Genomic DNA, 25334 nt, shown 5'->3' on the forward strand with positions numbered 1-25334 from the left:
GAGGCGTCGCGCAGCAGCGCCGCGAGGACCGGCGGCTCCGTAGGGTGGGGAGCCGTGAGCACCTCGACGCCGCCCGCGGCCCACGACCCGTTCCTCTGGCTCGAGGAGGTCACCGGCGACGACGCGCTGGCCTGGGTGGCCGAGCGCAACGCCCGCGCGGAGGCCACGCTGGGCGCGCTGCCCGGCTTCACCGCCACCCGTGATGCGGTGCTGGGGGTGCTCGACGCCGACGACCGGATCCCCCTCGTCGGCAAGGCGGGGGAGTGGTACTACAACGTCTGGCGCGACGCCGCCCACGAGCGCGGCCTGTGGCGCCGCACCACGCTCGCCTCCTACCGCAGCGACGCCCCGGAGTGGGACGTGCTGCTCGACCTCGACGCGCTGGGGGAGGCCGAGGGCGAGAAGTGGGTGTGGCACGGCGCGCAGGTGCTGCGCACCGGCCCGCTGGCCTTCCGCCGCGCCCTCGTGACCCTGTCGCGGGGCGGCTCCGACGCCGACACCACCCGCGAGCTCGACCTCGACACGCGCACCTTCGTCGCGCCCGAGGACGGCGGGTTCGTCCGCCCCGAGGGCAAGGGCGGAGTCGCCTGGGTCGACGCCGACACCCTCCTCGTCGCCACCGACACGGGCCCCGACTCGCTGACGACCTCCGGCTACCCCCGCACCGCCCGCCGCTGGCGGCGGGGCACCCCGCTCGCCGTGGCGCCCGTCGTGCACGAGAGCGCCGTCGACGACATGGCGGTGGGCGTCGGGTACGACGCGACGCCGGGCCACGAGCGGGCCTACGTCCACCGGATGATGGGCTTCTACACCTCCGAGACCTACCTGCTGGGCGACGACGACGCCCTGGTGCGCATCGACGTCCCCGACTCCGCCGAGCCCGCCGTGTGGCGCGAGCACCTGCTGGTGCACCTGCGCGAGGAGTGGGCGCCGGTGGCGGGCGGGCCGACGTACCCCGCGGGGTCCCTGCTCGCCGCGGACCTCGACGCGTGGCTGGCGGGCGGGCGCGACGTCGTCGCCCTCTTCACCCCGACCGCCGCCCGATCCCTGGCGGGGTGGACCCGCACGCGCCACCGCCTCGTGCTCGTCGAGCTCGAGGACGTGGTGCACCGCGTCGAGGTGCTGACGCCGCCGGCCACGCCCGGCGCGTGGGAGCGTCACGACCTGGCGGGGCTCCCGCCGTACGCGTCCGTCGGCGTGCGGGCGGTGGACGCCACCGACGACGGTCCCGACGGCGACCTCGCGTGGCTCGACGTCAGCGGCTACCTGACGCCGCCCACCCTCGGGCTCGTCGACCTCGGCGCCAGCGGTGCGCCGGGGGAGCCGACCCCGCTCAAGGCGGGCCCGGAGCGCTTCGACGCCTCCACCCACACCGTCACCCAGCGGTTCGCCACCTCCGACGACGGCACCCGCGTGCCCTACTTCGTCGTCGCCCCGCACGCGGCGCTGGCCGGCGACGCGCCCGTGCCGACGGTGCTCTACGGCTACGGCGGCTTCGAGGTGTCGCTGACCCCCGGCTACTCCGGCGGCGTCGGGCGGGCGTGGCTGGCCCGCGGCGGCGCGTACGTCGTGGCGAACATCCGCGGCGGTGGGGAGTACGGCCCGGCGTGGCACCAGGCGGCCCTGCGCGAGAACCGCCACCGCGCCTTCGAGGACTTCGCGGCCGTCGCGCGCGAGCTCGTCGCCACCGGCCTCACCACCCGCGACCGGCTCGGCATCATGGGCGGCTCCAACGGCGGGCTGCTGGTCGGCAACATGCTGGTCCGCTACCCCGAGCTGTTCGCGGCGGTCGTGTGCACCGTGCCGCTCCTCGACATGCTGCGCTACCACCACCTGCTGGCCGGCGCCTCCTGGATGGCCGAGTACGGCGACCCCGACGACCCGGCGGACCGTCCGTTCGTCGAGGAGATCTCCGCCTACCACCGGGTGGCGGAGGGCGCGGCGTACCCCGCGGTGCTGCTCACCACCTCGACCCGCGACGACCGGGTCCACCCCGGGCACGCCCGCAAGACGGCGGCCCGGCTGGAGGAGGTGGGCGCGGACGTCACCTACTGGGAGAACGTCGAGGGGGGCCACGGCGGGGCCTCCACCAACGCGCAGGCGGCCACGAAGGCGGCGCTGGAGTGGGAGTTCCTCGCCGACCGGCTCGGCCTGGCGGGGGCGCCCGGTCCCAGGTGAGCTCCGGCCTCAGGTGAGGGTCGGCAGTCGTTCCACGCGCGAGCGGGCCTCCGTCGAGGAGTCCGTGGAGTGGTGGGCCGAGCGGGTCAGTGCCGGGACGTGCAGCGTCGTCGACGAGAGGAGCGCGCCGCCCAGCTCGCGGCTCGACGAGCCGAGGCGACCCGTCGGGGCGCGGCGCGTGCCATGCGCTTGCCGCCTCGCCCTTCTCGAGCATCCACGCCTGCTGGTCGCGCGCGGTCGATCCCTGCCTCGGGTGCCGTCGCGAGGTGCTGGGTGACCGTGGCGCGCCAGCCGGCCTCGCGCCGTCGCGGATCGTCCGGCGCCGGTACTAGGCGTCGGGTGGGGTGGGGAGCTTGCGGGTGCGTACGAGGTGCTCCGCAACCGCGTTGAGCTTCATGTTCTGGGTCTGGGAGATCCGCGCGAGGACGGCGAAAGCCTGCTCGGGAGAGAGGTCGAACCTCTCGACCAACATCCCGCTTGCCTGACCGATGATCGTGCGGGTGTCGAGGGCCACGACGAGGTGCGCGTTCTCCTGGGCCGAGGCGAGCGCGACACCGATGTGAGCTGCCAGGGCGGTGACGTTGTGGATGTCCTGGGTGGTGAACGCCGACGGCGCGGTGCCGTACAGGTTGAGTGCCCCGAGAGTGTCGGTGCTCGAGAACAGCCGGTGGCTCAGCATGCTGCGCATCCCGAGGTCGGCAGCGACGCGTGGGCCCCAGCGTGGCCACCGGGCGTCGGTGGCGAGGTCGTTGCTGTTGACGACCTCGTGGTTCTGCAGGGCCTCGAGACAGGGGCCCTCGCTCAGCTCGTACTGCCACTCGTCGATGTCGCGCGCGTGGGGGTGGGTGAGCACGGGCGTCTCGATGCCGGTTCGGGTGACGATCGAGACCGCAGCAATCTCGCAGCCGGTGATGACGTCGCGGGCGGCCTCGACGGCCACGGCCATGGCGCCATTCGTCGAACGCTCGCCCTGCATGCCGCGCGCCATGTCGGCCAAGTCTCGATTGAACTTCTCAGCGCTCGCCATAGCTCCGTATCATGCCTTGCCCGGACGCCTCGTCGTGCATGTGGAAGCAACGACGGCGCGGCCACGACCGGGACCGGGCCAGAGGTCTCACCTCGAGGGAGGGAACGCCGCCGTACGACGAGGTCACGCACACCGGGTTCACCTTCGACTGCTCCCGCGTCTCCCCCCCGGGCCCAGGTGAGCGCCGGTCTCAGGTGAGCTCGCGCAGCTCCGACAGGCTGGTGCGGGTCGCTGCGCGCCACGCCTCGAGCTGCTCCTCGCCGGACTCGGCCCACAGCTCGTGCAGCTCGGAGTCCTCCGTGCCGGCGAGCGTCCGCTCGCCCTGCCGCACGAGCCACGCGAGCCGCTCGGGGGTCAGGAGGGCGGCGAAGGCGGCGAGGTCGAGGTCGGCGACCTCCTCCGGGGGGTCGTGGGCCTCGAGCGCGACGAGCGCCAGCTCGACGAGGGCCACGGCGAACTCGCCGCCGTCGGCGTCGAGGTAGTCACCGTCGAAGGCCCACTCGATGGCGTCGAACGAGAACGTCCCGTCCTCGATCTCCCCGAGGAGGTCCGCCGCGCCGTCGTTCTCGAAGGGGCCCAGCCCCCAGGTGCCCATGCGCGGAACTCTGGCACACCGCCGCCGCCCAGGTCACGCCCTGCGGCCCACCAGGCTCACCCCTGGGCGTCGGGCTCCGCGAACCCCGGCAGCGACTCCTCCAGGATCCGGCGGAACGGGGCCCGCGCCTCCAGCTGGCACAGCACGCCGACGGCGGCGAGCCACGTGCGGTGGATGAGCAGGTACGACGGGGGCAGGTTGAGGCGCAGCCCCACGGCCGCGACCGGGTCGCGCGGGTCGCTCAGCCGCTCGTACTGGGTGCGCAGCCACTCCCGCGTGAAGCGGTAGTCGTCGACCATCGTCGGCTCCACGAACGGGGCGAGGAACGTCAGCAGCAGGTCGGGGTCGACGCGGACCTTGTCGCGGATGAACCCCTCGGCGCGCAGGCCCGCCTCGAGGCCGTCGCGGTCGGAGCGCCCGGCCACGCGCAGCAGCCGGCCCATCGCCTCGGGCATGCCGCCCTCGGGCAGCCGCGCGACCGCGCCGAAGTCGAGGACGCCCAGGCGACCCGGGGCGCCGTCGGCGGTCGGCAGCACGCGGAAGTTGCCCGGGTGCGGGTCGGCGTGGAGCAGGCCGGTGCGACGCGGGCCGTCGAAGAGGAAGCGGGCGAAGAGCTGGCCGTAGTGGTCCCGCTCCTCGGGGGTGCCGTCGGCGATCGTGCCGGCGATGGACCCGGGGCTGTCGAGCCACTCGGTGACGAGCACCTTCTCGGTGTGGGCGACCACGTCGGGCACGACGTACTCGTCGTCGTCCCGGTACGCCGCCGCGAACGCCGCCTGCGCCTCCGCCTCGAGCCGGTAGTCGAGCTCCTCGGCCATGCGGTCCTGCAGCTCGGTGACGAGCGCGCGCACGTCGATGCCCGGCAGGAGCGGGGCGAGGGTGCGGGCCAGGCGGGAGATCTGGCGCAGGTCGGAGGCGATGGCCTCGCGGGCGCCGGGGTACTGCACCTTGACGGCGACCTCGCGCTCCGTGGCGGGGTCGTCGGGGTCGTCGCGCCAGCGGCCGCGGTGCACCTGGCCGATGGACGCCGCGGCGGTCGGGCCGCCGTCGAACCACACGAGGTGGCGTCGCCACGCGATCCCCGCGCCGCCGAGCTCTGCGTCGAGCACCTCGCGCACCTCGTGGGTGGGCATCGGCGGGGCCGCGTCCTGCAGCCGGGTGAGCTCGGTGCGGTAGGCCGCCATCGAGTCCTCGGGCAGGGCCGCCTCGAGCACGGACAGCATCTGGCCGAACTTCATGGCGCCGCCCTTGAGCTGGCCCAGCGTGCGGAACACCTGCTCGGCCGTGCGCTGCTGGATCTCGGCGGTCACGAGCTCGGCGGGGCGTCCGCCAATGCGCTTTCCGAGGCCCACGGCGCTGCGGCCGGCGTACCCCAGCGGCAGCGCCGCGAGCCGCGCCGTGCGGGCGGCCGTGCGGCGCGGGAGGCCCCGCCGTCCGTCACGGTCGGCGGGGCCGGTGCGGTCGTCCCGGTCGCGGTCGTCGGGCGTCTGGGTCACGTCACCCATCGTCCCCCACGACCGGTCAGGCCGTGGCGGGGAAGCGCACGCCGGTGTTGGCGTGGCAGCGGTAGCCGAACGGGTTCTTCGCCAGGTACTGCTGGTGCGCGGGCTCGGCGTAGTAGTACTCCGCCGCCGGCGCGATCTCGGTGGTCACGTCGCCGAGCCGCTGGCGGCGCAGCTCTGCGGCGTACACGTCGGTCAGCTCGCGCGCGGTGCGCTCCTGCTCGGGCGTGGTGAAGTAGATCGCCGAGCGGTACTGCGTGCCGACGTCGTTGCCCTGGCGCATGCCCTGCGTGGGGTCGTGCACCTCGAAGAACGTCTTCACCAGGTCGGCGAAGGAGATCCGCGCGGGGTCGAACACGATCCGCACGGCCTCGGTGTGGCCCGTGCGGCCCGAGCAGACCTCCTCGTACGACGGGTGCGGCGTGTGGCCGCCGGCGTACCCGACCGACGTCGAGAAGACACCGTCCTTGCCCCAGTAGACCTCCTCGGCGCCCCAGAAGCAGCCGAGGCCGAAGATCGCGACCTCGAGGCCGTCGGGGACGTCGTCGGTGACGACCGGGGTGCCCAGCACGACGTGCTCGCCCAGGGTGAACCAGGGCTCGCTCCGCCCCTTCAACGCCTCCTCGGCGGTGGGCAGGCTGCTCTTGCTGCGGGATCCGAACACGGTGTCCTCCAACGGTCTCGACGGCGTCGTCCACCGTGCCCAACACCTCGGGGGCGCCAACCCTTCCCGGCGCGTAGGCTCGCCGGGGTGAGCAGCGAGCAGACCCCCCAGGGGCACGGCCAGCACGGCAAGCACGGCTTCGAGACGCGCGCGATCCACGCGGGCTACGAGCCCGACCCGACGACGGGCGCGGTCATCCCGCCGATCTACGCGACGTCGACCTACAAGCAGGACGGCGTCGGCGGCATGCGGGGCGGCTACGAGTACAGCCGCTCGGGCAACCCGACGCGCACCGCCCTCGAGGCCAACATCGCGGCGCTGGAGGAGGGCGAGCGCGGCTTCGCCTTCGCCTCCGGCCTGGCCGCGGAGGACACCCTCATCCGGGCGCTCACCCGCCCCGGCGACCACGTCGTCATCCCCGACGACGCGTACGGCGGCACCTACCGCCTCGTCGACAAGGTCGCGCGGCCGTGGGGCCTCGAGCACACCCCGGCGCCCGTGGCGGACGTCGACGCGGTGCGGGCCGCGATCCGCCCCGGCACCACGAAGCTCGTCTGGGTCGAGACGCCGACCAACCCGCTGCTCACCATCGGCGACATCGAGGCCCTCGCGGGCGTCGCGCACGACGCGGGCGCGCTGCTCGTCGTCGACAACACCTTCGCCTCGTCCTACCTGCAGCAGCCGCTGACGCTGGGCGCCGACGTCGTGGTGCACTCGACGACCAAGTACGCCGGCGGCCACTCCGACGTCGTCGGCGGCGCGCTCGTCGTGCGCGACCTCGAGGTCGCCGAGCAGCTCGCCTTCTTCCAGAACTCCATCGGCGGGGTCGCGGGGCCGTTCGACTCCTGGCTGGTGCTGCGCGGCCTGCGCACCCTGGCGCTGCGCATGGAGCGGCACTGCGACAACGCCGAGCTGGTCGCCGCCCACCTCGCCGCCCACCCGGCGGTCGAGCGGGTCATCTACCCCGGCCTGGAGTCCCACCCGGGCCACGCGGTCGCCGCACGGCAGATGAAGCGCTTCGGCGGGATCGTGTCGTTCCGGCTCAAGGCCGGCGAGCAGGCCGCCCTCGACGTCTGCGCGGCCACCGAGCTCTTCACCCTCGGCGAGTCCCTCGGTGGCGTCGAGTCGCTCATCGAGCACCCGGGCCGCATGACGCACGCCTCGGTCGCGGGCACCGACCTCGAGGTGCCGGGCGATCTCGTGCGCCTCAGCGTCGGCATCGAGACCGGTGCCGACCTGGTCGCCGACCTCGACGAGGCCCTGGCCCGCGCCACCCGGTGAGGCTCCGGTGAGGCTCGCGGTCTGCGCCGACCTGGGCTCGACCTGGACCAAGGCGCTGCTCGTCGGGCTCGACGGCGAGGGCACCGGACGGGTGCTGGCCACCGCCGCCCACCCGACCACGCTGCCCGGGCCCGCGAGCCCCGACGCCGACCTCCTCGACGGGTACGACGCCTGCCTCGCCGCCCTGCTCGACGCCCGCCCGGAGGCCCGGCTCGCGCTGGCCGAGGGGCGATTGGAGCAGCACGCCTGCTCCTCGGCCGGGGGAGGGCTGCGGATCGCGGTCGTCGGCAACGAGGCGCTCGTGACGGCCGAGGCCGGGCGCCGCGTCGCGCTGTCCAGCGGCGGGCGCGTCGTCGCGGTGCACGCCCTGGCCGACGCCCCGGACCTGGCGCCGGTGCTGGCCTCTCGGCCCGACGTCGTGCTGCTCGTCGGCGGCACCGACGGCGGCAACCCCGAGCCGCTGCTCGCCGGCGCCCGGGCCCTCGTCGCGGGCGGCTGGCGCGGGCCGGTCGTCGTCGCCGGGGACGTCGCGGCCCAGCCCACCGCGGCCGAGGTGCTGGCGGCGGCCGGCGTGCCGCTGCGCACCGCCGCCAACGTCGTGCCCCGCATCGGCGAGCTGGCCCCCGACGGCGCCCGCGCCGCGGTGCGGGAGCTGTTCCTCGCCCACGTCATCGGGGGCAAGGCGCTGTCGCGGCGCCCGGGGCTGGGCGAGCTGCTGCGCGGGGCGACCCCCGACGTGGTGCTCTCCGGCGTCGAGGTGCTGGCCGCCGTGCACGGCGACGTCGTGGTGGTCGACGTCGGTGGCGCGACCACCGACGTCTACTCGGTCGTCGAGCCCGACCCCGAGGCCGCCGGGCGCGACGTCGTCGCCGCCACCCGCGCCACCCGCACCGTCGAGGCCGACCTCGGCGTGCGCTGGTCCGCCGCCGGCGTCGTCGAGGCGGCCGGGCTGGACGACCCCGCGCTCGTGGCCGCGGCAGCCCGCCGTACCGCCGACCCGGGGCTCGTCGCGACCACGGCCGCGGAGCGGGCGGAGGACCTGGCCCTCGCCCGGGCCGCGGTCGTCGCGGCGGTGCGCCGCCACGCCGGGCGGGCCCGGGCCGTCGAGCGCGGGGGCACCGACCTGCGGGACGTCGACCTGCTGGTCGGCTCCGGCGGGGTGCTGCGCCACGCCCCCGCGGACGCCGCCGCCGACCTGCTCGCGGCGGCCACCGGGGCGGGTACGGCGGACCCCGCCGGCTGGCGCGTGCCGCGGGCGCCGCGGGTCGTGGTGGACACGGCGTACGTGCTCGCCGCCGCCGGGCTGCTGGCCGCCGGGCACCCCGCCGCGGCGCGCGCGCTGGTCACCGCCCCGACCGGGGGTGCCGCTCGGTAACGTGGCGCCCGTGGACGCGGACAGGAAGGGGCCCGAGGGCTCGGGCCCGGGGGACGACCCCGTCGAGACGGGGGAGCTCCGCAGGCGCCTCGCGACGCTCGTGGCGCGCCGCGGACGCGACGCCGAGGGCGAGACGGCCGAGGAGCGCGAGGAGCGGGAGCGGGACCGCCTCGTCCAGCAGGTCGTGACCCAGTGGGCCATCGCCCGCGCCGAGCGCCGCCCGGTGGGCGCCGAGCCCCTCCCGATCCAGGGCGGGCAGTCCAACCTGGCCCGCGCGCAGGTGCCGTGGGGCCTCGACCTCGCCGCCGCGTGGGCGTGGCGCTTCCTCGTCATCGTCGCCGCCGGCGCGATCCTCGTGTGGGCGTTCTGGCACGTCCGCGTGGTCACCCTCCCGCTGCTCATCGCGCTGCTCATCACGGCGCTCGGCAACCCCGTCGTGCGCCTCGGGCGGCGGCTGCGGGTGCCGCCCGCCCTGTCGGCCGCGGTCGTCGTGATCGGCGGCATCGGCTTCGTCGCGATGCTGCTCACCTTCGTCAGCCAGCAGGTCGTCGACGGCATGTCCGACCTGGCGGACCAGGTGGTCGTCGGCCTCGACGAGGTCCGCACCTGGCTGAAGGACGGCCCGCTGAACGCGAGCGACTCCCAGATCGACGGCTACATCCAGGAGGCGCAGGGCTACATCACCGAGGCCGGGCAGGACCAGCAGCTGGTGCGCCAGGTGACCGAGGTCGGCACGACGCTGACCCACATCTTCGCCGGCTTCTTCATCGTGCTCTTCGCGTCGTTCTTCTTCCTCGCCGACGGCGCCCGCATCTGGTCGTGGTGCGTCCGTCTCGCCCCCAAGGCGGCCCGCGAGCAGATCGACGGCTCGGGCCGGGTGGCCTGGGTGTCGCTGACGCAGTTCATGCGCGCCACCGTCATCGTGGCGCTCGCGGACGCGATCGGGATCATGATCGTCGCGGCCGTGCTCGACGTGCCGCTCGTGGCCGCGATCGGCGTGCTCGTCTTCATCGGCGCCTTCGTGCCGATGATCGGTGCCACCATCGCCGGCTCCGTGGCCGTCCTCGTGGCGCTCGTCGCCCAGGGGCCGCTGACCGCGCTGCTCATGCTCGGCGGCGTGATCCTCGTGCAGCAGATCGAGGGCCACATCCTGCAGCCGTTCCTCATGGGCCGGTTCGTGTCGGTGCACCCGCTCGGCGTCATCGTCGCCATCGGCGTCGGCGTGCTGGTCGCGGGCATCGCGGGCGCGCTCATCGCCGTGCCGCTCGCCGCCGCGGTCAACGCCGTCGTGCTCCACCTGGCCGACGAGACGGCCGCGCCGCCCCCGGAGGACGAGCTCGACATGGGCGACGACCTCGGCGAGGATCCCGGCACCGTCGGCGACTTCGAGGCCGTCGGCGGGCACCCCGACGACGAGCCGGGCCGGCCTGCGCGTCCGGGGCAGGCGGGGCGGCCGGGGTGAACGCCGTCCCGGGGGTCACCCTGGAGGACGTGCGCCGCGCCCACGACGTGCTGTCCACCGTGGTCACGCGCACGCCGCTGGAGGCGTCGCGCTGGCTGGCGGAGACCGCCGGCGGGCCGGTGTGGCTCAAGGCGGAGAACCTGCAGCGCACGGGGTCGTTCAAGATCCGCGGCGCCTACCTGCGCATGGCCCGGCTCAGCGCCGAGGAGCGCGCGGCGGGGGTCGTGGCGGCCTCGGCCGGCAACCACGCGCAGGGCGTCGCGCTGGCCGCCCAGCTGCTCGGCATCCGGGCCCGGGTCTACATGCCCGAGGGGGCCCCGATCCCCAAGGAGAAGGCCACCCGGGGGTACGGCGCGGAGGTGGTCTTCGCGGGCCGCTACGTCGACGACGCGCTCGTCGCGGCCCAGGAGCACGCGGAGCGCACGGGCGCGGTGCTCATCCACCCCTTCGACCACCCGGACATCGTGGCGGGCCAGGGCACGTGCGGCCTCGAGGTGCTGGAGCAGCTCCCGGAGGCGGCGAGCATCCTCGTGCCCACCGGCGGCGGTGGTCTGCTGGCGGGCATCGCGGTCGCAGTGAAGGCGCAACGCCCCGACGTGCGCGTCGTGGGGGTCCAGGCCGAGACGGCCGCGGCGTTCCCGGGGTCGCTGAGCGCGGGCGCCCCCACGGCGGTGGCGGAGATGGCGACGATGGCCGACGGCATCGCGGTCGGCTGCCCCGGCCAGGTGCCGTTCGCGGTGGTGCGCACCCAGGTCGACGAGGTGCTGACGGTCTCCGAGGAGGGGATCTCCCGGGCGCTCGTCGGGCTCATGGAGCGGGCCAAGCTGGTGGTCGAGCCCGCCGGCGCGGTCGCCGTGGCGGCGCTGCTGGAGCACCCCGGGGCGTTCCCGACGCCGGCGGTGGCGGTGCTGTCGGGCGGCAACATCGACCCGCTGCTGACCGGGCGGATGATCCGGCACGGCATGGCGGCCGCCGGGCGCTACCTGTTCCTGCGCGTCACCGTCGTCGACAGCCCGGGCGGGCTCGCGCAGCTGCTGGGCGAGCTCGCGGACGCGGGCGCCAACGTGCTGGACGTGGCGCACGAGCGCATCTCGCCGACGCTGCACGTGGACGAGGTGCAGGTGCGCATCCAGGTCGAGACGCGCGGGCCCACGCACGCCGAGGCCCTGCTCGCCAGGTTGCGCGAGCAGGGCCGTCGGGTCGTGGTGGGCTGAGCTGAGCCCAGCCGGGTCCGGTCGGGCTCAGCCCTGGAAGGGCACGGCGTCGAGGATCTCGACGCTCAGCTTCTTGCCGTTCGGGGCCTCGTAGCTGACCGTGTCGCCGCGCTTGGCGCCGATGATGGCCGAGCCGAGCGGCGACTGCGGCGAGTAGACCTTGAGCCCGTCGGGCTCGATCTCCCGCGCGCCCAGGAGGAACTCCTCGGCCTCGTCGTCGTCGTCGCCGACGAACTTGTAGGTGACCTTCATGCCGGGCTCCACGATGCCGTCGTCGGCCGGCGTCTCGCCGACCTCGGCCTTGCCGAGCATGTCCTCGAGCTGGCGGATGCGCCCCTCGAGCTTGCCCTGCTCCTCGCGGGCGGCGTGGTAGCCACCGTTCTCCTTCAGGTCGCCCTCGTCACGGGCGGCGGAGATGCGCTCGACGATCTCCTGGCGCCCGGGGCCCTTCAGGTGCTCCAGCTCCGCCACCAGCTTCGCGTGGGCCTCGGCGGTCAGCCAGATGACATCGGTGTCGCTGGACTGCGTCATTACCTCTCCTAGCAGCACGGCCGGGGCGGCGTGAACGCCATCCCGGCCGATGCTCGGTGTGCGAAGCCCCGCCGGGTCCGGTCGACACGTCGTCGTCCGCGGCGGGGCAGATCAGAACTTCCAGTGTAGCCAGGAGGCGAGGAAGTGCCAGTCCCGTGAACGGGCCGGATCGTCAGGAGGGGCGCTGCTGGGAGTCGGTGGTGCACCCGACGAGCTCGACGGAGGTGGCGCGGCGCAGCGTGCGGAACTCCTCCTCGACGACGCCGCCGTCCGCGTCGCCGGCGTCGGTGGGCACGCGCACGACGAGGTCGCCGACCGCGTTGTGGTCGGCCGACAGGGCCCGCGCCCGGCAGGTGGCGACCTCGTCGCCGTCGAGGTCGACGTCGAAGGTCACCCGCACGGTGTCGTCGTCGACGACCTCCCAGCTCACCAGCTGCGAGGAGACGGACGGCGTGCCGTGGAACCACGCGAGGTAGACGAGCCAGCTGCCCCCGACGAGGCCGCCGACGACGCACACCGCGACCAGGACGCGGGAGGCCCACGGCCGGGGCCGGCCGTAGCGGCTCGCGAGGTCGGGGGCGGCGGTGCGGGGCGGGGCGGTCACCCCCCCATGGTGACATCGGGGGCCCGCCTAGGATTCTCCGCATGCCCGACAGCTCCGGCCTGCGCCTCCTCCACGTGCACGCCCACCCCGACGACGAGTCGAGCAAGGGGGCCGCCTCGACGGCCCGGTACGTCGCGGAGGGCGCCGAGGTGCACGTCGTGACGTGCACCGGCGGCGAGCGCGGCTCCGTGCTCAACCCGCGCATGGACCGCCCCGACGTCTGGGAGAACATGTCGGAGATCCGGCGCGCCGAGATGGACGCCGCCCGCGAGATCCTCGGCATCACCCAGCACTGGCTGGGCTTCGTCGACTCGGGGTGGCCCGAGGGCGACCCGAAGCCGCCGCTGCCGGAGGGCTGCTTCGGGCTCGCGCCGCTCGACGAGGCGGTCGAGCGCCTCGTGCGCATCCTGCGCAGCGTGCGCCCGCACGTCGTCACGACGTACGACGAGCGGGGCGGCTACCCGCACCCCGACCACGTCCGCTGCCACGAGGTGTCCGTCGCCGCGTTCGAGGCGGCGGGCGACCCGGAGCGCTTCCCCGACGCGGGGGAGCCGTGGCAGCCGGCGAAGCTCTACTACCACCACACGTTCAACCGCCCCCGCACCCAGGCGCTGCACGACGCGATGGTCGCGCGGGGGATGGAGTCGCCGTACGCCGAGCGGCTCGCCGACTGGAAGCCCGAGCCCGACTGGGACGCGCGCATCACGACGCGGGTGCCGTGCGGGGAGTACTTCGGGGTGCGTGACCAGGCGCTGCTGGCCCACGCCACGCAGATCGATCCCGACGGAGCGTGGTTCGCCGTGCCGCTCGACCTGGCCCAGGAGGTCTGGCCGACCGAGGACTACGAGCTCGTCACCTCGCACGTCCCCACGACGCTGCCCGAGGACGACCTCTTCGCGGGCCTGCGGGACGGCTCCCTCACGGCCTGACGGCCACCGCGGCGACCGCCCCGGGCGACCCGGCAGGCGACCGGGCCGGCACCGGCACGTCGGCGACGTGCGCGCCCGGGGTGCGGGCGTCGTACCGGTCGAAGTCGTCGATGTGCAGCAGGCCCGCCTTCGCGGCGGCCTCCTTGCGGGTCCACCAGGTGAGGAAGACGGCCGGGCGGTCGGCGGGGGCCGTGGCCGCCAGGGCGGCGCTCTCGCCGGGGGTCAGCGCGACCGGGGGCGCCTCGAGGGGGCGCAGCGGCTCGACGTCGACGCCGCACGGGACGTCGGCGACCACCGCGGCCACCCAGCCGCCGGCGTGGGCCAGGCTCACGTGCACGTCCGGCGCCCCGGGCACCGACGGGCGCCCGTGGCCGCTCGACCCGCACGTCGGGCACCGGTGGGCCAGGGGAGGAGCCGGCCGGCCCGTGACCTCTCCGACGAGGCGGCGGGCCAGCGCGTGGGCGGCGGCGCGGTCGCGCTCGTGCGGCCGCACCGGCGTGTCGGCGGGGGTGTCGGCGGGGGTGCCGGCGGGGGTGCGGGTGACCACGACCGTCCCGCGCACGCCGGGCAGCCCGGGCAGCCCGGGCAGCCCGGGCAGCCCGGGCAGCCCGGGCAGCCCGGGCAGCAGCGCGTCGAGGTCCACCCGCGCAGTCTGCCGTGCGGGCCCCTGGGGCATCATGGACAGGTGGCTCCGCTCCTGACCGACCTCGTCCTCCTCGTCCAGCTCGTCCCCGACCTCCTCGCGCCCGTCGTGCAGGCGGCTGAGACGCCGGAGCCGGAGGACGTCAAGGCGGGGTGGACCGGGGCCGCCGTCCTCGCCGGCCTCATCGTGGCCGTGGTGCTGCTGCTCGTCAGCATGAGCCGCCACGTCCGCAAGGTCCGCCGGAACCAGGACGACGAGGCGCTGGACGCCGAGCTGGACGCCGAGCGCGCCGCCCGCGACGAGGCCCGTCCGGCGGAGTGAGGCGCGCGGGCCGGGTCAGCCGTCCCGCAGCACCCGCTTGAGCAGCTTCCCCGAGGCGTTGCGCGGCAGCGCGTCGACGAGCAGCACCCGCTTCGGCACCTTGAACCCGGCGAGCCGCTCGCGGGCGTGCGCGACGAGCGCGGCCTCGTCGGCCTCCGCCCCGTCCCGCAGCACCACGTGCGCGGTCACCGCCTCGATCCACCGCTCGTCGGGCGTCCCGACGACCGCCACCTCCGCGACGTCCGGGTGGGTGTAGAGCGCGTCCTCGACCTCGCGGGAGGCGACGAGCACCCCGCCGGTGTTGATGACGTCCTTGATGCGGTCCACCACGGTCAGGTAGCCCTCGGCGTCCACGCGCACGAGGTCGCCCGAGTGGAACCAGCCGTCGCGGAACGCCTCGGCGGTCGCGGCCGGGTCGTCCCAGTAGCCGGTGCACAGCTGCGGGGAGCGGTAGACGACCTCGCCCGGCTCGCCGGGCGCCACCTCCACCCCGTGCTCGTCGACGACGCGCAGCTCGACGTTGAGCACCGCCCGCCCGCAGGAGTCCGGCCGCTCCGCGTGCTCCTCGGGACGCAGCACGGTTGCGAGCGGCCCGATCTCCGACTGGCCGAAGCAGTTGGCGAAGCCCAGGCCGGGCAGCTTCTCCTGGAGGCGCTGCAGCACCGGCACCGGCATGATCGAGGCGCCGTAGAACGCCTTGCGCAGCGACGACAGGTCGCGGGTGCCGAGGTCGGGGTGGCCCGCGAGCGGCACCCACACGGTCGGGGCGAGGAAGAGCGCGCCGAGCCGGCGCTCCTCGACGAGGCGCAGCATGGTCGGCACGTCGGGGGCCTCGATGAGGTGGTTCGTCGCCCCGACGGCCAGGTAGGGCAGCAGGAAGACGTGCATCTGCGCCGAGTGGTAGAGCGGCATCGGGTGCAGCGGCGCGTCGTGCGCCGCGAGGTCGAGCGCGGTGATGGCGGAGGTGTACTCGGCCAGCAGCGCCCCGTGCGTCATCATCGCGCCCTTGGGCCGCGAGGTCGTGCCGGAGGTGTAGAGCAGCTGCACGAGGTCGTCCGCGTCGACCGGCGGCTCCCCGGCGGGCAGCACGTCCCCGTCGTCCCGGGCCTCGTCGGTGCCGGCGCGGGCGAGGTCGAGCAGCGACCCCTCCGCGTCGCGCAGGGGCAGCACGTCGGCGACGGCGAGGCCCGCCGCGTCGTACTGCGCCCGCAGGGCGGGGTCCACCAGCACGGCGGAGGCGCCCGACTGCTCGACGAGGTAGCGCAGCTCGTCGCCGGTCAGCGCGAAGTTCACCGGCACGTGCACCAGGCCCGCGCGGGCGCAGGCGAGGTAGGCGATGAGGTAGGCGTCGGAGTTGCGACCGTACGCCGCCACGCGGTCGCCGCGGCCAAGTCCCCGCGCCCGTAGGGCCCGGGCGGCGCGGGTGACGGCGCGGTCGAGCTCGGCGTAGGTCCAGGTGACGGGAGCGTCGGCGCCGACGACGAGCGCGGGCCGGTCGGGGGTACGGCGGGCGCTGCGACGCAGCACGCCGTCGACGGTCTGGGTGCGGGCGGTCCGGGCGGCAGAGGTGATCTCGCTCACCCGGCCATCATGCCCGGCCACCCGGCCCAGGGCGATCAGCCCTGGAGGAGCTGGCGCGCCATGACGATGCGCTGCACCTGGTTGGTGCCCTCGTAGATCTGGGTGATCTTCGCGTCGCGCATCATCCGCTCGACCGGGAAGTCGGTCGTGTAGCCGTAGCCGCCCAGCAGCTGCACCGCGTCGGTGGTCACCTTCATCGCGACGTCGGAGGCGAAGCACTTCGCGGCGGCGCCGAAGAACGGCAGGTCCGCGTCCTGGCGCTCCGACTTGGCGGCGGCGACGTACACCATCTGGCGGGCGGCCTCGACCTGCATGCCCATGTCGGCGAGCATGAACTGGATGCCCTGGAAGTCGGCGATCCGCTTGCCGAACTGCTGGCGCTCCTTCACGTAGCCGAGCGCGAAGTCGAGCGCGCCCTGCGCGACGCCGACCGCCTGCGCGCCGATGGTGACGCGCGTGTGGTCGAGGGTGCGCAGCGCGAGCTGGAGGCCCGTGCCGGGCTCGCCGATGATGCGGTCGCCGGGGATGCGGACCCGGTCGAGGAGGAGCTCGCGGGTGGGGGAGCCCTTGATCCCGAGCTTGTTCTCCTTGGCGCCGAAGGTGAAGCCCGGGTCGGACCTCTCGACGACGAAGGCGCTGATGCCCTTGCCGCGCGGGGCGTCGGGGTCGGTCACCGCGAGCACGGTGTAGAACTCCGAGACGCCGGCGTTGGTGATCCACGACTTCTGGCCGTCCAGCACCCAGTCGTCGCCGTCGCGCACCGCGCGGGTGCGCATCGAGGCCGTGTCGGAGCCGGCGTCGCGCTCGGACAGGCCGTAGGAGAAGCCGCCCTCGCCCCGTGCCAGCGGCGTCAGGTACTTCCGCTTCAGCTCCTCGGAGCCGCCGAGCTGCACCGGGAGCGAGCCCAGCTTGTTGACCGCCGGGATGAGCGAGGACGAGACGCAGGCGCGGGCGACCTCCTCGATGACGATGCACGTGGCGAGCGCGTCCGCGCCGACCCCGTCGTACTCCTCGGGCACGTGGGGGGCGTGGAAGTCGGAGGCGACGAGGGCGTCGTGCGCCTCCTGGGGGTAGCGGGCCTCGGCGTCGACGGTCGCGGCGTGGGGCGCGATCTTCGCCTCGACGACGTCGCGGACCGCGGCGCGCAGCTCCTCGTGGTCGTCGCTGGTGCGGAACAGGTCGAAGTCGGTGGACGTGCCCATGGGTGCTTCCTGTCTGGGGGGGTGCGGGGGGTGCGGGGTGGTGCGGGGGAGGTGCCGGTCAGGAGTAGGTGTAGAAGCCGCGGCCGGTCTTGCGGCCGAGCAGGCCGGCCTCGACCATGCGGGCGAGCAGCGGCGGCGGGGCGTAGAGCTGCTCCTTGAACTCCTCGTAGAGCGACTCGGCGACGGCCTTGGTGGTGTCGAGGCCGATGAGGTCGGCGAGCGCGAGCGGGCCCTGCGGGTGGGCGGCGCCGAGCACGAGGCCGCGGTCGATGTCCTCCGCCGTGGCGAAGCCGGACTCGAACATCCGGATGGCCGAGAGGATGAACGGGATGAGGAGCGCGTTGACGACGAAGCCGGCGCGGTCCTGGCAGTCGATCGGCTCCTTGCCCATGGACTCGGCGAAGGTGCGCGCCCGGGCGGTGGTCTCCGCGTCGGTCATGAGGCTCGGCACCAGCTCGACGAGCTTGAGCACCGGCACGGGGTTGAAGAAGTGGATGCCGAGCACGTGGCTGGGCCGGCTCGTGACGACCGCCAGCTTCATGATCGGGATCGACGAGGTGTTGGAGGCGAGGATCGCGTCGGGGGAGGTGACCACCCGGTCGAGCTCGCGGAACAGCGCGGTCTTGGCGGCCTCGTCCTCGACGATCGCCTCGACGACGAGGTCGCGGTCGGCGAGCTCCTCGATCTCGGTGACGACGCGGATGCGGGCGAGGACGGCGTCGGCCGACTCGATCTTGCCCTTGGTCTCGGCGCGGCGCAGCGACGCCTCGAGGCGCCCCCGGCCCGCGTCGGCGCGCTCGGTGCTCGACTCGACGACCACGACGTCGTACCCGGACCGCGCCGCCACCTCGGCGATGCCGGCACCCATCAGGCCGCAGCCGACGACGCCGACGCGCTCGATGCTTCCCCCGTTGTCCACGGTGTCCTCCCTCGTTCGGTACCGAGTACCGTAGCGCGGAACCGCGTGCTGGTACGACGGGCCGGAGTGCCGCGCCGTCGGAGCGCCGTCACCCGGGGAGCGACCCGTTGACGGGCCGCGTGTTCTTTACCTTAGGCTGCGCCCGATCGGGGAAGGCGCGACGACCGCCCGGCCCCGCGGAGCCGCACGCCGGTTCCAGCGCGAAGTCCCGGCGTGCCGACACGACGTCCAGCCCTCCAGGTGGACGGAAAGGAAGACGTCCCCGCGTGAACGACGTGTACGGGTACACGCTGTCGCAGGGGGGTGAGGAGGTCCGCCTCCGTCACCATCCGTCGTCGGCCGACCCCCTCCCGAGCAGCACCGAGACCGCCCTCCCACGGTTGCCGGTGCGACTGGTCTCGCGCGACCGCCTGCTGCGCCGCCTCGACCGCACCGCGCCGCTCACCGTCCTCCGGGCCCCGCCCGGGTTCGGGAAGACGACGCTCGCCGCCCACTGGCTGACCCGGCTGCGGCAGCAGGGGGCCGTCGTGGCCTGGCTGCGTGCCGACGCCGCGCTGGACTCCCCGGCCGCGCTCGCGCAGGCCGTCAACGCGGCGCTGGCGCGTGCCGGTGCCGGTGCCGACGCACGACCCGGAGCCGACCCCGGCTCCGACGCCGGCTCCGGGCGCGACGACCTGGGCGTGGCCGCGTCGCAGGACCGGCAGGTCCTGGTCGCCGTCGACGACGCCCACCACCTCACCGACCCCGCGGTCGCCGACCTCCTCGTCGACGCCGTCGCCCGCAGCCACGACCTGCACCTCGTCGTGTGCTCGGACTGGCAGGAGAGGTTCACCGCGGCGGCACAGCGCCGAGGCGTCGACACCCAGGTCATCACGGGCGCGGAGCTCAGCGTCCCCGTCGACCGGGTGGAGGTGTGGGCACAGGCGTGGGGCCACGAGCTGCGGCCGGGGTGGGACGTCCGGCTGCACGAGCTCGCCGGCGGGTGGTTGCTGCCGCTGCGCCAGGTGCTCGACGCCACGCCGTCGTGGTCCGACGAGCCGGACATCCACGTCGCCGTCGACCACCTGCGGCACTCCGTGCTGCCGCGGATCGGCGACCGCGCGAAGCTGGCGCTGGCCGGCCGGCTCGCCGTGCCGGAGCAGGTCGACCCGGGCCTCGCGGCCGCGCTCGTGGGCCACGGGGCTGCAGCCGACCCCGGGCGGACGGACGCCTGCAGTGCCACGGTCATCCCCGTCCTGGAGAGCCACGGGGTGCTCTGGCGCGAGCACGACCCGGAATCCGGGAGCCGCTGGCGGTTCCCGGGGATCCTGCGGCGCGTCCTGCTCGAGGCCCACGAGCAGGACGCCCCCGAGGCAGCGCGCCGCGACCACCAGGCGGTGGCCCGCGCCCTGCGCGGGACGGGCGACCGGCGCCGCCTGCCGGAGCTGCTGCGGCACGCGCGCAGGGGTGAGGACTGGGCGCTGCTCGCGCAGGTCTGGCTGGAGGAGTCCTGGCAGCTGCTGGAGCTGAGCGCGGAGGAGTTCAGCACGACGTTCGCCGGTCTGCCCGAGCGGGCGCGGTCGGAGCACCCGGCCCTGCACCTGCCGGCGTCGCTGGCCGACGCGGTGGCGGAGACACCGGCGACCGACCCCGCGCACCGCGCCCGGTTCATCATGCGCCACTACATGCAGGTGGGCCTCGACCACCTCGCCGATCCCGGCCAGGCCGGGGGCACGCAGGACGCCGTGGAGCGGATGATCGCCGCGATGGTCGCGCTCCGCGGCGAGGGCCGTCTCCAGGAGGCGCTCGCCATGGTCGGCAGGGTGGAGCAGGAGCTCTCCCGTGCCCGCCAGCGCAACCGGTGGGGGGTCCGCTCCATCCAGTCCGCGTGGTTCCACGTGCAGTGCGGGCTCACCCACCTGCTGGCGGGGGAGGTCGCCGAGGCGGTCGCGCGGCTGACCAAGGGCTACGAGACCAGCCCCACCGGCCTGACCGGCGCCCAGTCGGCCGCCCTCCTGGCGCTGGTGCACGCCCTGGGCGGCGCGCACGACGACGCCCGCCGCTGGCTGTCGCGCCACGAGGCGGTCGACGTGTCCGGGTGGTGGGCGCAGAGCCTGGCGGTCGTCCCCGCCCGGCTGGCCGGCGCCGTGCTCGCGCTCGACGCGCTCGACGAGGCGCGGACGGAGGAGCAGCTGGCGGCGTGCGGGTGGGCGGCGGGCGCGAGCGAGCTGTGGCCGGCGCACCTCGTGGTGCTGACCCGGCAGGCGCTGCTCTTCGGCGACCCGTTCGCCACCCTGGCCCGGATCGAGCACGTCGCGGGCCTGCACCACGCGGAGCTGTCGGATCCCCGGGGCCTGGGACGTCCGGTCGTCGACCGGTGCAGGGCCGCGCTGCTGCTCGCCGTCGGGGAGGTGAACCAGGCGCGGCAGGTCTTGCGCGACAAGTCGGACGCGGCGCCGTGGCTGCGGGCCCCCGCGGCGCGGATCGAGCTCGTCGCCGGGGACGTCGAGCAGGCGCACCGGATGGCCTGTGCGGCAGCGTGGGCCCCGCGGACGACGCTGCGCGAGCGCTGCGAGTTCCTCGTGCTCACCGCGGTGACCGCACTGGCGCTGGGCCGCAGCGAGGAAGCGGTCTCGGCGTTCAGCCAGGCCCACACCCTGTGCCGCGGCACGCGCAACCGCGAGCCCTACCTGACCCCGACCCCGGAGCAGCTGCAGCTGCTGCTCGAGCTGACGGGCACCGTGCTCGACGAGGAGACGGCGAGCGCGATCGCCGCGATGCGGCGGGTCTACCCCGAGCAGGTGGCGGTCGTGGAGCTGTCGCCCCGCGAGACCGCGGTGCTGCGGCAGATGGGCCGGCACGAGACCGCCGCGGGCGTCGCCCGGGCGTTGAGCGTCTCCGTCAACACCGTGCGCAAGCAGATGGTCTCGGTGTACGCCAAGCTCGGCGTCCACGACCGGGCCTCCGCCCTGCTGCGCGCGGAGCGGCTCGGGCTCCTCGAGGACTGACGGACCACCGCCCGACGCGGGCCCACGAGGCACGGGCGCGCTCCTGCGTCGGGTCCGCGCGGGACCGCGTGGACCAGCCGTGGACCACTCGCGGACCAGCGGCGTGGCGGTGCGGACCAACCGTGGACCAATCCCTGCTGCGGGGCCCCCGCCGGGGTGACGGCACTGGGAAAGTGCGCGCGGAAGGCTCGGGAAGGTGTGTCGTCAACCGTGCCTCGGACACGCGTAGAGGAGACATTCGTGGAACGCAGCATCGGCTCGCCCCCCGTCGGGCGATCGGTACCCCCCCTGCGCCGGCTCATGCCGGCGCTGCTCGCCCTGGTGCTGGCGGTGATCGGCGTGGGTGTCGGCGCGGCCTCGCCCGCCAGCGCCGCGCCGGTCTACGAGATCACCGGTGACTGGGAGACCGGCACCCCGGGCACCGTCGCCAAGGGCGACGTCGTGACCGGGATCTTCCGGGTCAACGTCAACGACGACGCCCCGGCGCCGTCGAACGAGCCGGTGGACAACGTGCTGCTGAGCGTGACGCTCCAGCACGGTCAGTTCCGCGGTCTGGCCGACGTGTGCCTGACGACGGGCGAGGGCCTGGACCCGGTGTCGAGCGTCTCGGACGACGGCCGCACGCTGACCTGCAACCTGGGCACCGTGAAGCAGGGCACGGCCGTGGTCGTGCAGACCCCGGTCGTGGTCGACGGCGCGACGGGCGACCAGCTGTCCGCGGTCGGCACCATCAACGGCCAGGACGCGCCGCTGGACCCGATCGACATCCGCAACTCGTTCGGCATGGACATGCTGTGGGGCACCCCCTCCGGCCACCGCCAGTACATGCCGGGCGACGCCCTGGGCTTCGACCTCGAGTGGACGCTGTTCCAGGACCGGGGCAGCGACCAGGGCCCCGACACGGTGACCTACGACCTCAGTATCCCGATGGGCGACGGCTCCCCGCTCGAGCTGAGCCGCCAGAACGACAACCCGCCGTTCGACCAGGCATGCACGCCGTACGTCACCTCCCCTGCGGCCGGGCACCCCTACTCCACGGTGCCCACCGCGGTGGGTCACCCCCAGCACGCGCCGTTCGTCGGTGAGTGCACGCTCACCCAGCTGCCGGGCTACAACAACTTCCGCCTGACCCTCACGGGCATCGACTACTCCCAGACGCAGGTGCCGACCCAGGACTCGGCCGGCAACCCGATGCCCGTCGACCGCGTCGCGGTCGCCAGCGGTGCCATCTGGCTGCAGGTGCGGGGTCTCACGCAGGGCACGTCGGCGAACCTGACCTCGTCGGCGCCGACCTACACCTCGGTCACGGGTCAGACGGCCACGGACGACCCGTCCAACAACACGAGCACCAAGACGGTCACCCCTCCCGGCACGTGGTCCCACGCCTGGCAGCGCACCACGGGCGGCACGTCGTGGGACGACAGCTTCCGGCAGCCTCCCGGCGCCACGGTCGCCGCGGGCACGACGGACGGTCGCGCGACCGAGGGGGTGCCTGCCGGCACCATCATCTCGACGTGCACCGTGGTCGACGCCGCCTACGTCGACTACAGCAACACGATCGCCTACTTCTACCGGCCTGGCGGCACCTGGGCCATCGAGCCCCTCCCGGCCGGTGCCTACTACGAGTGGTACGTCGGCAACGACCCGACCGTGACCCCCGGCAGCGGCGGCTACAACCCCGACCAGTTCACCGGGTGCGGCGCGACCGCGGGGTGGACCAGGACGGAGCCGACCGACCTCACCGCCGTCAAGGCCGTGCGCGTCACGGCGACCGCCGCGCAGCTCGACTACCGCATCATCCAGCTGCGGACGCACTACACGATCCAGGCCGACGCCCCGATCGGGCAGGACATCTGGACCTGGGGCTCGCTCTACCGCGACGGCGTCTGGACCGACCTCGGCCGCGGCGTGCACCCCGCGAGCGGCACCGTGACGGCCACGCCGGGCACCCGGTACAACGGCACGAACGGCGCCCGGGACATCCTCCGGGTCATCTACGCCGTGCCGGCGATCGCGAAGCGCGCCGACCGGGCCATCGTGCGCCCCGGCGTCCCGGCGACCTACACCCTGACGTACTCGGCCAACGGGCCCGGGAGCATGCCGCCGACGGTGGACGACTACACCATCGTCGACACGCTGCCGGCGGGGATGACGTACGTGGCGGGTTCGGCGACGCCGGCTCCGGTGGTGACCACGAACGCGCAGGGGCGGCAGGTGCTGACCTGGACGTTGGACGGCGTGCCGACCAACGTGGCCAACACCCTGACGTACCAGTCGGTGGCGGGTGACTCGGTGACGCCGGGCCAGACGTTGACGAACACGGTGACCTCGAGCCTGCGTGGGGAGACCTCGCGGCCGGCCTCGGCGCAGGTCACGACGTCCTCGAGCGGGTCGACGGAGATCAGCAAGACGGCGGACACGCCGTTCATCCCGAACCTGACCGGTGAGGGTGACGGCGAGGGTGCGTGGACCGTGACGGTGCGCTCGTTCGACCCGCTGCCGCAGGCGTTCACGGACACCATCGACATCCTCCCGTACCGCGGCGACGCCCGTGGCACGGACTACGAGGGCGACTACTCGCTGGTGGCGGTCGAGCCGTCGCCGGAGGCGAACGTCTTCTACACCACCGCCGACCCGGCGACGCTGTCGGACGACCCGGCGCACGAGTCGAACGGTGCGGCGGGCAACCCGGTGGGCAACGACGTGGGCTGGACCCCGGTGTTCACCCCGGACGCCACGGCGGTGCGCGTGATCGGGCCGCGCCTGGACCCCTCGCAGACCCAGGCGTTCAAGGTGCGGATCGCGACCGACGGTGCCGACGGTGAGGACGTGTTCGTGAACCGGGCGCAGGGCCGCGCGGGCCACACCGAGCTGGTGATGCGGACCTCGGCGCCGATGTCGGTGGCGAACTACTACTCGGCCAGCCTGAAGAAGTACGTCCAGGACCGTGACGGCGAGTGGCGCGACGCCAACGACGTCGTGGACTACCCGGTGTTCAAGTACGGCGACACGGTGCGCTACCGCATCGTGGTCACCAACACCGGCCAGGGCACGCTCACGGGCATCGAGGTCACCGACGACAAGCAGCCCGACCTGGGTGCGTTCAGCGTCGACGAGCTCGCGCCCGGCGACTCGGAGTCGCACGAGTACGAGATCACCCTCGAGGAGTCGGTCAGCGGGTCGCTGGTCAACACCGCCAGCGCCACCGCCGACACCCCGGCGGACTCGCAGGTGCCGCCGACGATCAACTCCGACCCGGCCGGCTTCGAGGTCGCGAACTACACGACCGTCAAGTCCGCCGACCCGGCGCCCGGCACCCCGGTGCACCCCGGTGAGGTCGTGACCTACTCGGTGACGCTCACGCAGCAGGGCAGCGCCCCGGCCGTCGCGTCGTTCAGCGACGACCTGGCCGACGTGCTCGACGACGCCGTCTACAACGACGACGTCGCGGCCACGGCCGGTGACGTGCGGGTCGAGGACGGGTTCATCGTGTGGGACGGGACGATCCCCGTCGACGGTGAGGTCACCGTGACGTACTCGGTCACGATCAAGGACGTCGCCGGTCTGCGCGAGGAGGGCGGCTTCGAGCTGGTCAACACCGTCACTTCCGACGGTTGCGCGGTGGTCGAGGGCGCCACGGTGGAGTGCGGCACCGAGCACCCGGTGGGTGTCTTCGAGTACGCCAAGACCTCCGAGCCGGCTCCGGGTTCGCGGGTCGAGGTCGGTGACACCGTCACCTACACCGTGACCGTGGTCCAGCAGGGGAACGGCGCGGTCCCGGGTGCGCGCCTGGTCGACGACATGTCCGGTGTGCTGGACGACGCGCGCTACAACGGCGACGCCGAGGCCAGCCTGGGCGCCGTGGAGGTCGAGGGCGACGAGCTGATCTGGACCGGTGACCTGGGGGTGGGCCAGCGTGCCGAGATCACCTACTCGGTCACGGTCCAGGACGCCGGGGACGACACCCTGCTCAACGTCGTCACCAGCCCGAACGGCGAGGGCGTGTGCGTCGAGGCCGCGGACGGCAACCCCGGTTGCAGCACCGAGCACGACAAGGTCCAGCAGGCCGGCGCGGGTGCCGGTGGTGGCGGGTTCCTGCCCAACACCGGTGGCCCGGCCCTGCTGCTGGCCGGCGGTGGCCTCGGCCTGCTGCTGGTCGGCGGGGCCACGATGATGGTCGCTCGCCGGCGTCGTGAGGACCTCGTCCAGGCCGCCTGAGATCGACCGCACCACGGCCACGGCCGGGGACCCCGCACCACGGGGCCCCGGCCGTGCGCCGTCCCACCACCCGCGCACGCGCGCCTGCCGCGCCCCGGACA

At 74.5% G+C, this 25334-nt stretch carries 19 protein-coding genes; 9 read left to right on the forward strand and 10 right to left on the reverse strand.

All coding sequences use genetic code 11. The features are described from left to right. The first annotated feature begins 54 nt into the window (after nucleotides 1-54). Complete coding sequence (locus ACOACO_RS09170; protein ID WP_420295917.1) at nucleotides 55-2178, forward strand: prolyl oligopeptidase family serine peptidase; 2124 nt, start codon at nucleotides 55-57, stop codon at nucleotides 2176-2178. 328 nt (nucleotides 2179-2506) lie between these two features. On the opposite strand, the gene ACOACO_RS09175 is transcribed toward ACOACO_RS09170, so the two are convergent. The 4 genes from ACOACO_RS09175 to msrA form a co-directional block, all read right to left on the reverse strand. Continuing rightward, nucleotides 2507-3205: a GAF and ANTAR domain-containing protein gene (locus tag ACOACO_RS09175; RefSeq protein ID WP_420295918.1), complete on the reverse strand. Its 699-nt coding sequence runs from the start codon at nucleotides 3203-3205 to the stop codon at nucleotides 2507-2509. 190 nt (nucleotides 3206-3395) lie between these two features. Continuing rightward, entirely contained in the window at nucleotides 3396-3800 is a 405-nt protein-coding gene (locus ACOACO_RS09180) for a DUF4259 domain-containing protein (RefSeq protein ID WP_420295919.1), read from the reverse strand. A gap of 56 nt (nucleotides 3801-3856) precedes the next feature. Then, the gene (locus ACOACO_RS09185; protein ID WP_420295920.1) at nucleotides 3857-5296 is read right to left on the reverse strand and encodes an ABC1 kinase family protein; all 1440 of its coding nucleotides are present in this window, start codon (nucleotides 5294-5296) and stop codon (nucleotides 3857-3859) included. Nucleotides 5297-5321: 25 nt separating this feature from the next. Next, a complete protein-coding gene (msrA, locus tag ACOACO_RS09190; RefSeq protein ID WP_420295921.1) occupies nucleotides 5322-5966 on the reverse strand; it encodes a peptide-methionine (S)-S-oxide reductase MsrA in 645 nt (214 codons plus the stop codon). Nucleotides 5967-6053: 87 nt separating this feature from the next. Between msrA and ACOACO_RS09195 the strand changes: the two genes are divergently transcribed. Genes ACOACO_RS09195 through ilvA form a run of 4 tightly spaced genes read left to right on the forward strand, consistent with a single transcriptional unit; the run spans nucleotide 6054 to nucleotide 11298 of the window. Then, nucleotides 6054-7247 (forward strand): cystathionine gamma-synthase, encoded by a 1194-nt coding sequence (locus ACOACO_RS09195; RefSeq protein WP_420295922.1) that lies wholly within the window; start codon nucleotides 6054-6056, stop codon nucleotides 7245-7247. 7 nt (nucleotides 7248-7254) lie between these two features. Then, nucleotides 7255-8622, forward strand: a complete 1368-nt coding sequence (locus ACOACO_RS09200) for a glutamate mutase L (RefSeq protein ID WP_420295923.1) — start codon at nucleotides 7255-7257, stop codon at nucleotides 8620-8622. 10 nt (nucleotides 8623-8632) lie between these two features. Further along, a complete protein-coding gene (locus ACOACO_RS09205) occupies nucleotides 8633-10084 on the forward strand; it encodes an AI-2E family transporter (RefSeq protein WP_420295924.1) in 1452 nt (483 codons plus the stop codon). Further along, a complete protein-coding gene (ilvA, locus tag ACOACO_RS09210) occupies nucleotides 10081-11298 on the forward strand; it encodes a threonine ammonia-lyase (RefSeq protein WP_420295925.1) in 1218 nt (405 codons plus the stop codon). The genes ACOACO_RS09205 and ilvA overlap by 4 nt, the downstream gene beginning before the upstream one ends. A gap of 27 nt (nucleotides 11299-11325) precedes the next feature. Here the strand turns inward: ilvA and greA are convergent, their stop codons facing one another. Continuing rightward, entirely contained in the window at nucleotides 11326-11829 is a 504-nt protein-coding gene (gene greA / locus ACOACO_RS09215) for a transcription elongation factor GreA (protein WP_420295926.1), read from the reverse strand. A gap of 172 nt (nucleotides 11830-12001) precedes the next feature. Further along, on the reverse strand, nucleotides 12002-12433 hold the full coding sequence (locus ACOACO_RS09220; protein ID WP_420295927.1) for a DUF4307 domain-containing protein: 432 nt from the start codon (nucleotides 12431-12433) through the stop codon (nucleotides 12002-12004). A gap of 41 nt (nucleotides 12434-12474) precedes the next feature. Between ACOACO_RS09220 and mca the strand changes: the two genes are divergently transcribed. After that, on the forward strand, nucleotides 12475-13362 hold the full coding sequence (gene mca, locus ACOACO_RS09225) for a mycothiol conjugate amidase Mca (protein ID WP_420295928.1): 888 nt from the start codon (nucleotides 12475-12477) through the stop codon (nucleotides 13360-13362). Here mca and ACOACO_RS09230 read toward each other — a convergent pair. Beyond that, complete coding sequence (locus tag ACOACO_RS09230; protein ID WP_420295929.1) at nucleotides 13352-14005, reverse strand: 4'-phosphopantetheinyl transferase family protein; 654 nt, start codon at nucleotides 14003-14005, stop codon at nucleotides 13352-13354. The two genes, mca and ACOACO_RS09230, sit on opposite strands and share 11 nt — an antisense overlap. Nucleotides 14006-14047: 42 nt before the next feature. On the opposite strand from ACOACO_RS09230, the gene ACOACO_RS09235 reads away from it, so the two are divergent. After that, complete coding sequence (locus tag ACOACO_RS09235; protein ID WP_420295930.1) at nucleotides 14048-14326, forward strand: hypothetical protein; 279 nt, start codon at nucleotides 14048-14050, stop codon at nucleotides 14324-14326. A gap of 15 nt (nucleotides 14327-14341) precedes the next feature. Here ACOACO_RS09235 and ACOACO_RS09240 read toward each other — a convergent pair whose 3' ends face one another. The 3 genes from ACOACO_RS09240 to ACOACO_RS09250 are packed head-to-tail and all read right to left on the reverse strand — an operon-like array spanning nucleotide 14342 to nucleotide 18010. Beyond that, nucleotides 14342-15907: a fatty acyl-CoA synthetase gene (locus ACOACO_RS09240; RefSeq protein WP_420295931.1), complete on the reverse strand. Its 1566-nt coding sequence runs from the start codon at nucleotides 15905-15907 to the stop codon at nucleotides 14342-14344. 35 nt (nucleotides 15908-15942) lie between these two features. Next, nucleotides 15943-17109, reverse strand: coding sequence for an acyl-CoA dehydrogenase family protein (locus ACOACO_RS09245; protein ID WP_420295932.1), 1167 nt, complete (start codon nucleotides 17107-17109; stop codon nucleotides 15943-15945). A 58-nt stretch (nucleotides 17110-17167) separates the two neighbouring features. Beyond that, the gene (locus ACOACO_RS09250; protein ID WP_420296322.1) at nucleotides 17168-18010 is read right to left on the reverse strand and encodes a 3-hydroxybutyryl-CoA dehydrogenase; all 843 of its coding nucleotides are present in this window, start codon (nucleotides 18008-18010) and stop codon (nucleotides 17168-17170) included. 404 nt (nucleotides 18011-18414) lie between these two features. Here ACOACO_RS09250 and ACOACO_RS09255 point away from each other — a divergent pair, with 404 nt between their 5' ends. Both ACOACO_RS09255 and ACOACO_RS09260 read left to right on the forward strand, forming a co-directional pair. Further along, a complete protein-coding gene (locus ACOACO_RS09255) occupies nucleotides 18415-21015 on the forward strand; it encodes an AAA family ATPase (protein WP_420295933.1) in 2601 nt (866 codons plus the stop codon). 240 nt (nucleotides 21016-21255) lie between these two features. Next, nucleotides 21256-25233 carry a DUF7507 domain-containing protein gene (locus ACOACO_RS09260; RefSeq protein ID WP_420295934.1) on the forward strand — a complete coding sequence of 1326 codons (3978 nt, stop codon included), beginning with the start codon at nucleotides 21256-21258 and terminating at the stop codon, nucleotides 25231-25233. Nucleotides 25234-25334: the final 101 nt, after the last annotated feature.

It is taken from the genome of Nocardioides sp. CPCC 205120 (genome assembly GCF_048654585.1).
Taxonomy (GTDB): Bacteria; Actinomycetota; Actinomycetes; order Propionibacteriales; family Nocardioidaceae; genus Nocardioides.

Excerpts from the sequence above, each read along its gene's own strand:
- ACOACO_RS09245 (WP_420295932.1), bottom strand. The coding sequence starts at position 17,109 with ATGGGCACGTCCACCGACTTCGACCTGTTCCGCACCAGCGACGACCAC.
- mca (WP_420295928.1), top strand. The coding sequence starts at position 12,475 with ATGCCCGACAGCTCCGGCCTGCGCCTCCTCCACGTGCACGCCCACCCC.
- ACOACO_RS09180 (WP_420295919.1), bottom strand. The coding sequence starts at position 3,800 with ATGGGCACCTGGGGGCTGGGCCCCTTCGAGAACGACGGCGCGGCGGAC.
- ACOACO_RS09175 (WP_420295918.1), bottom strand. The coding sequence starts at position 3,205 with ATGGCGAGCGCTGAGAAGTTCAATCGAGACTTGGCCGACATGGCGCGC.
- greA (WP_420295926.1), bottom strand. The coding sequence starts at position 11,829 with ATGACGCAGTCCAGCGACACCGATGTCATCTGGCTGACCGCCGAGGCC.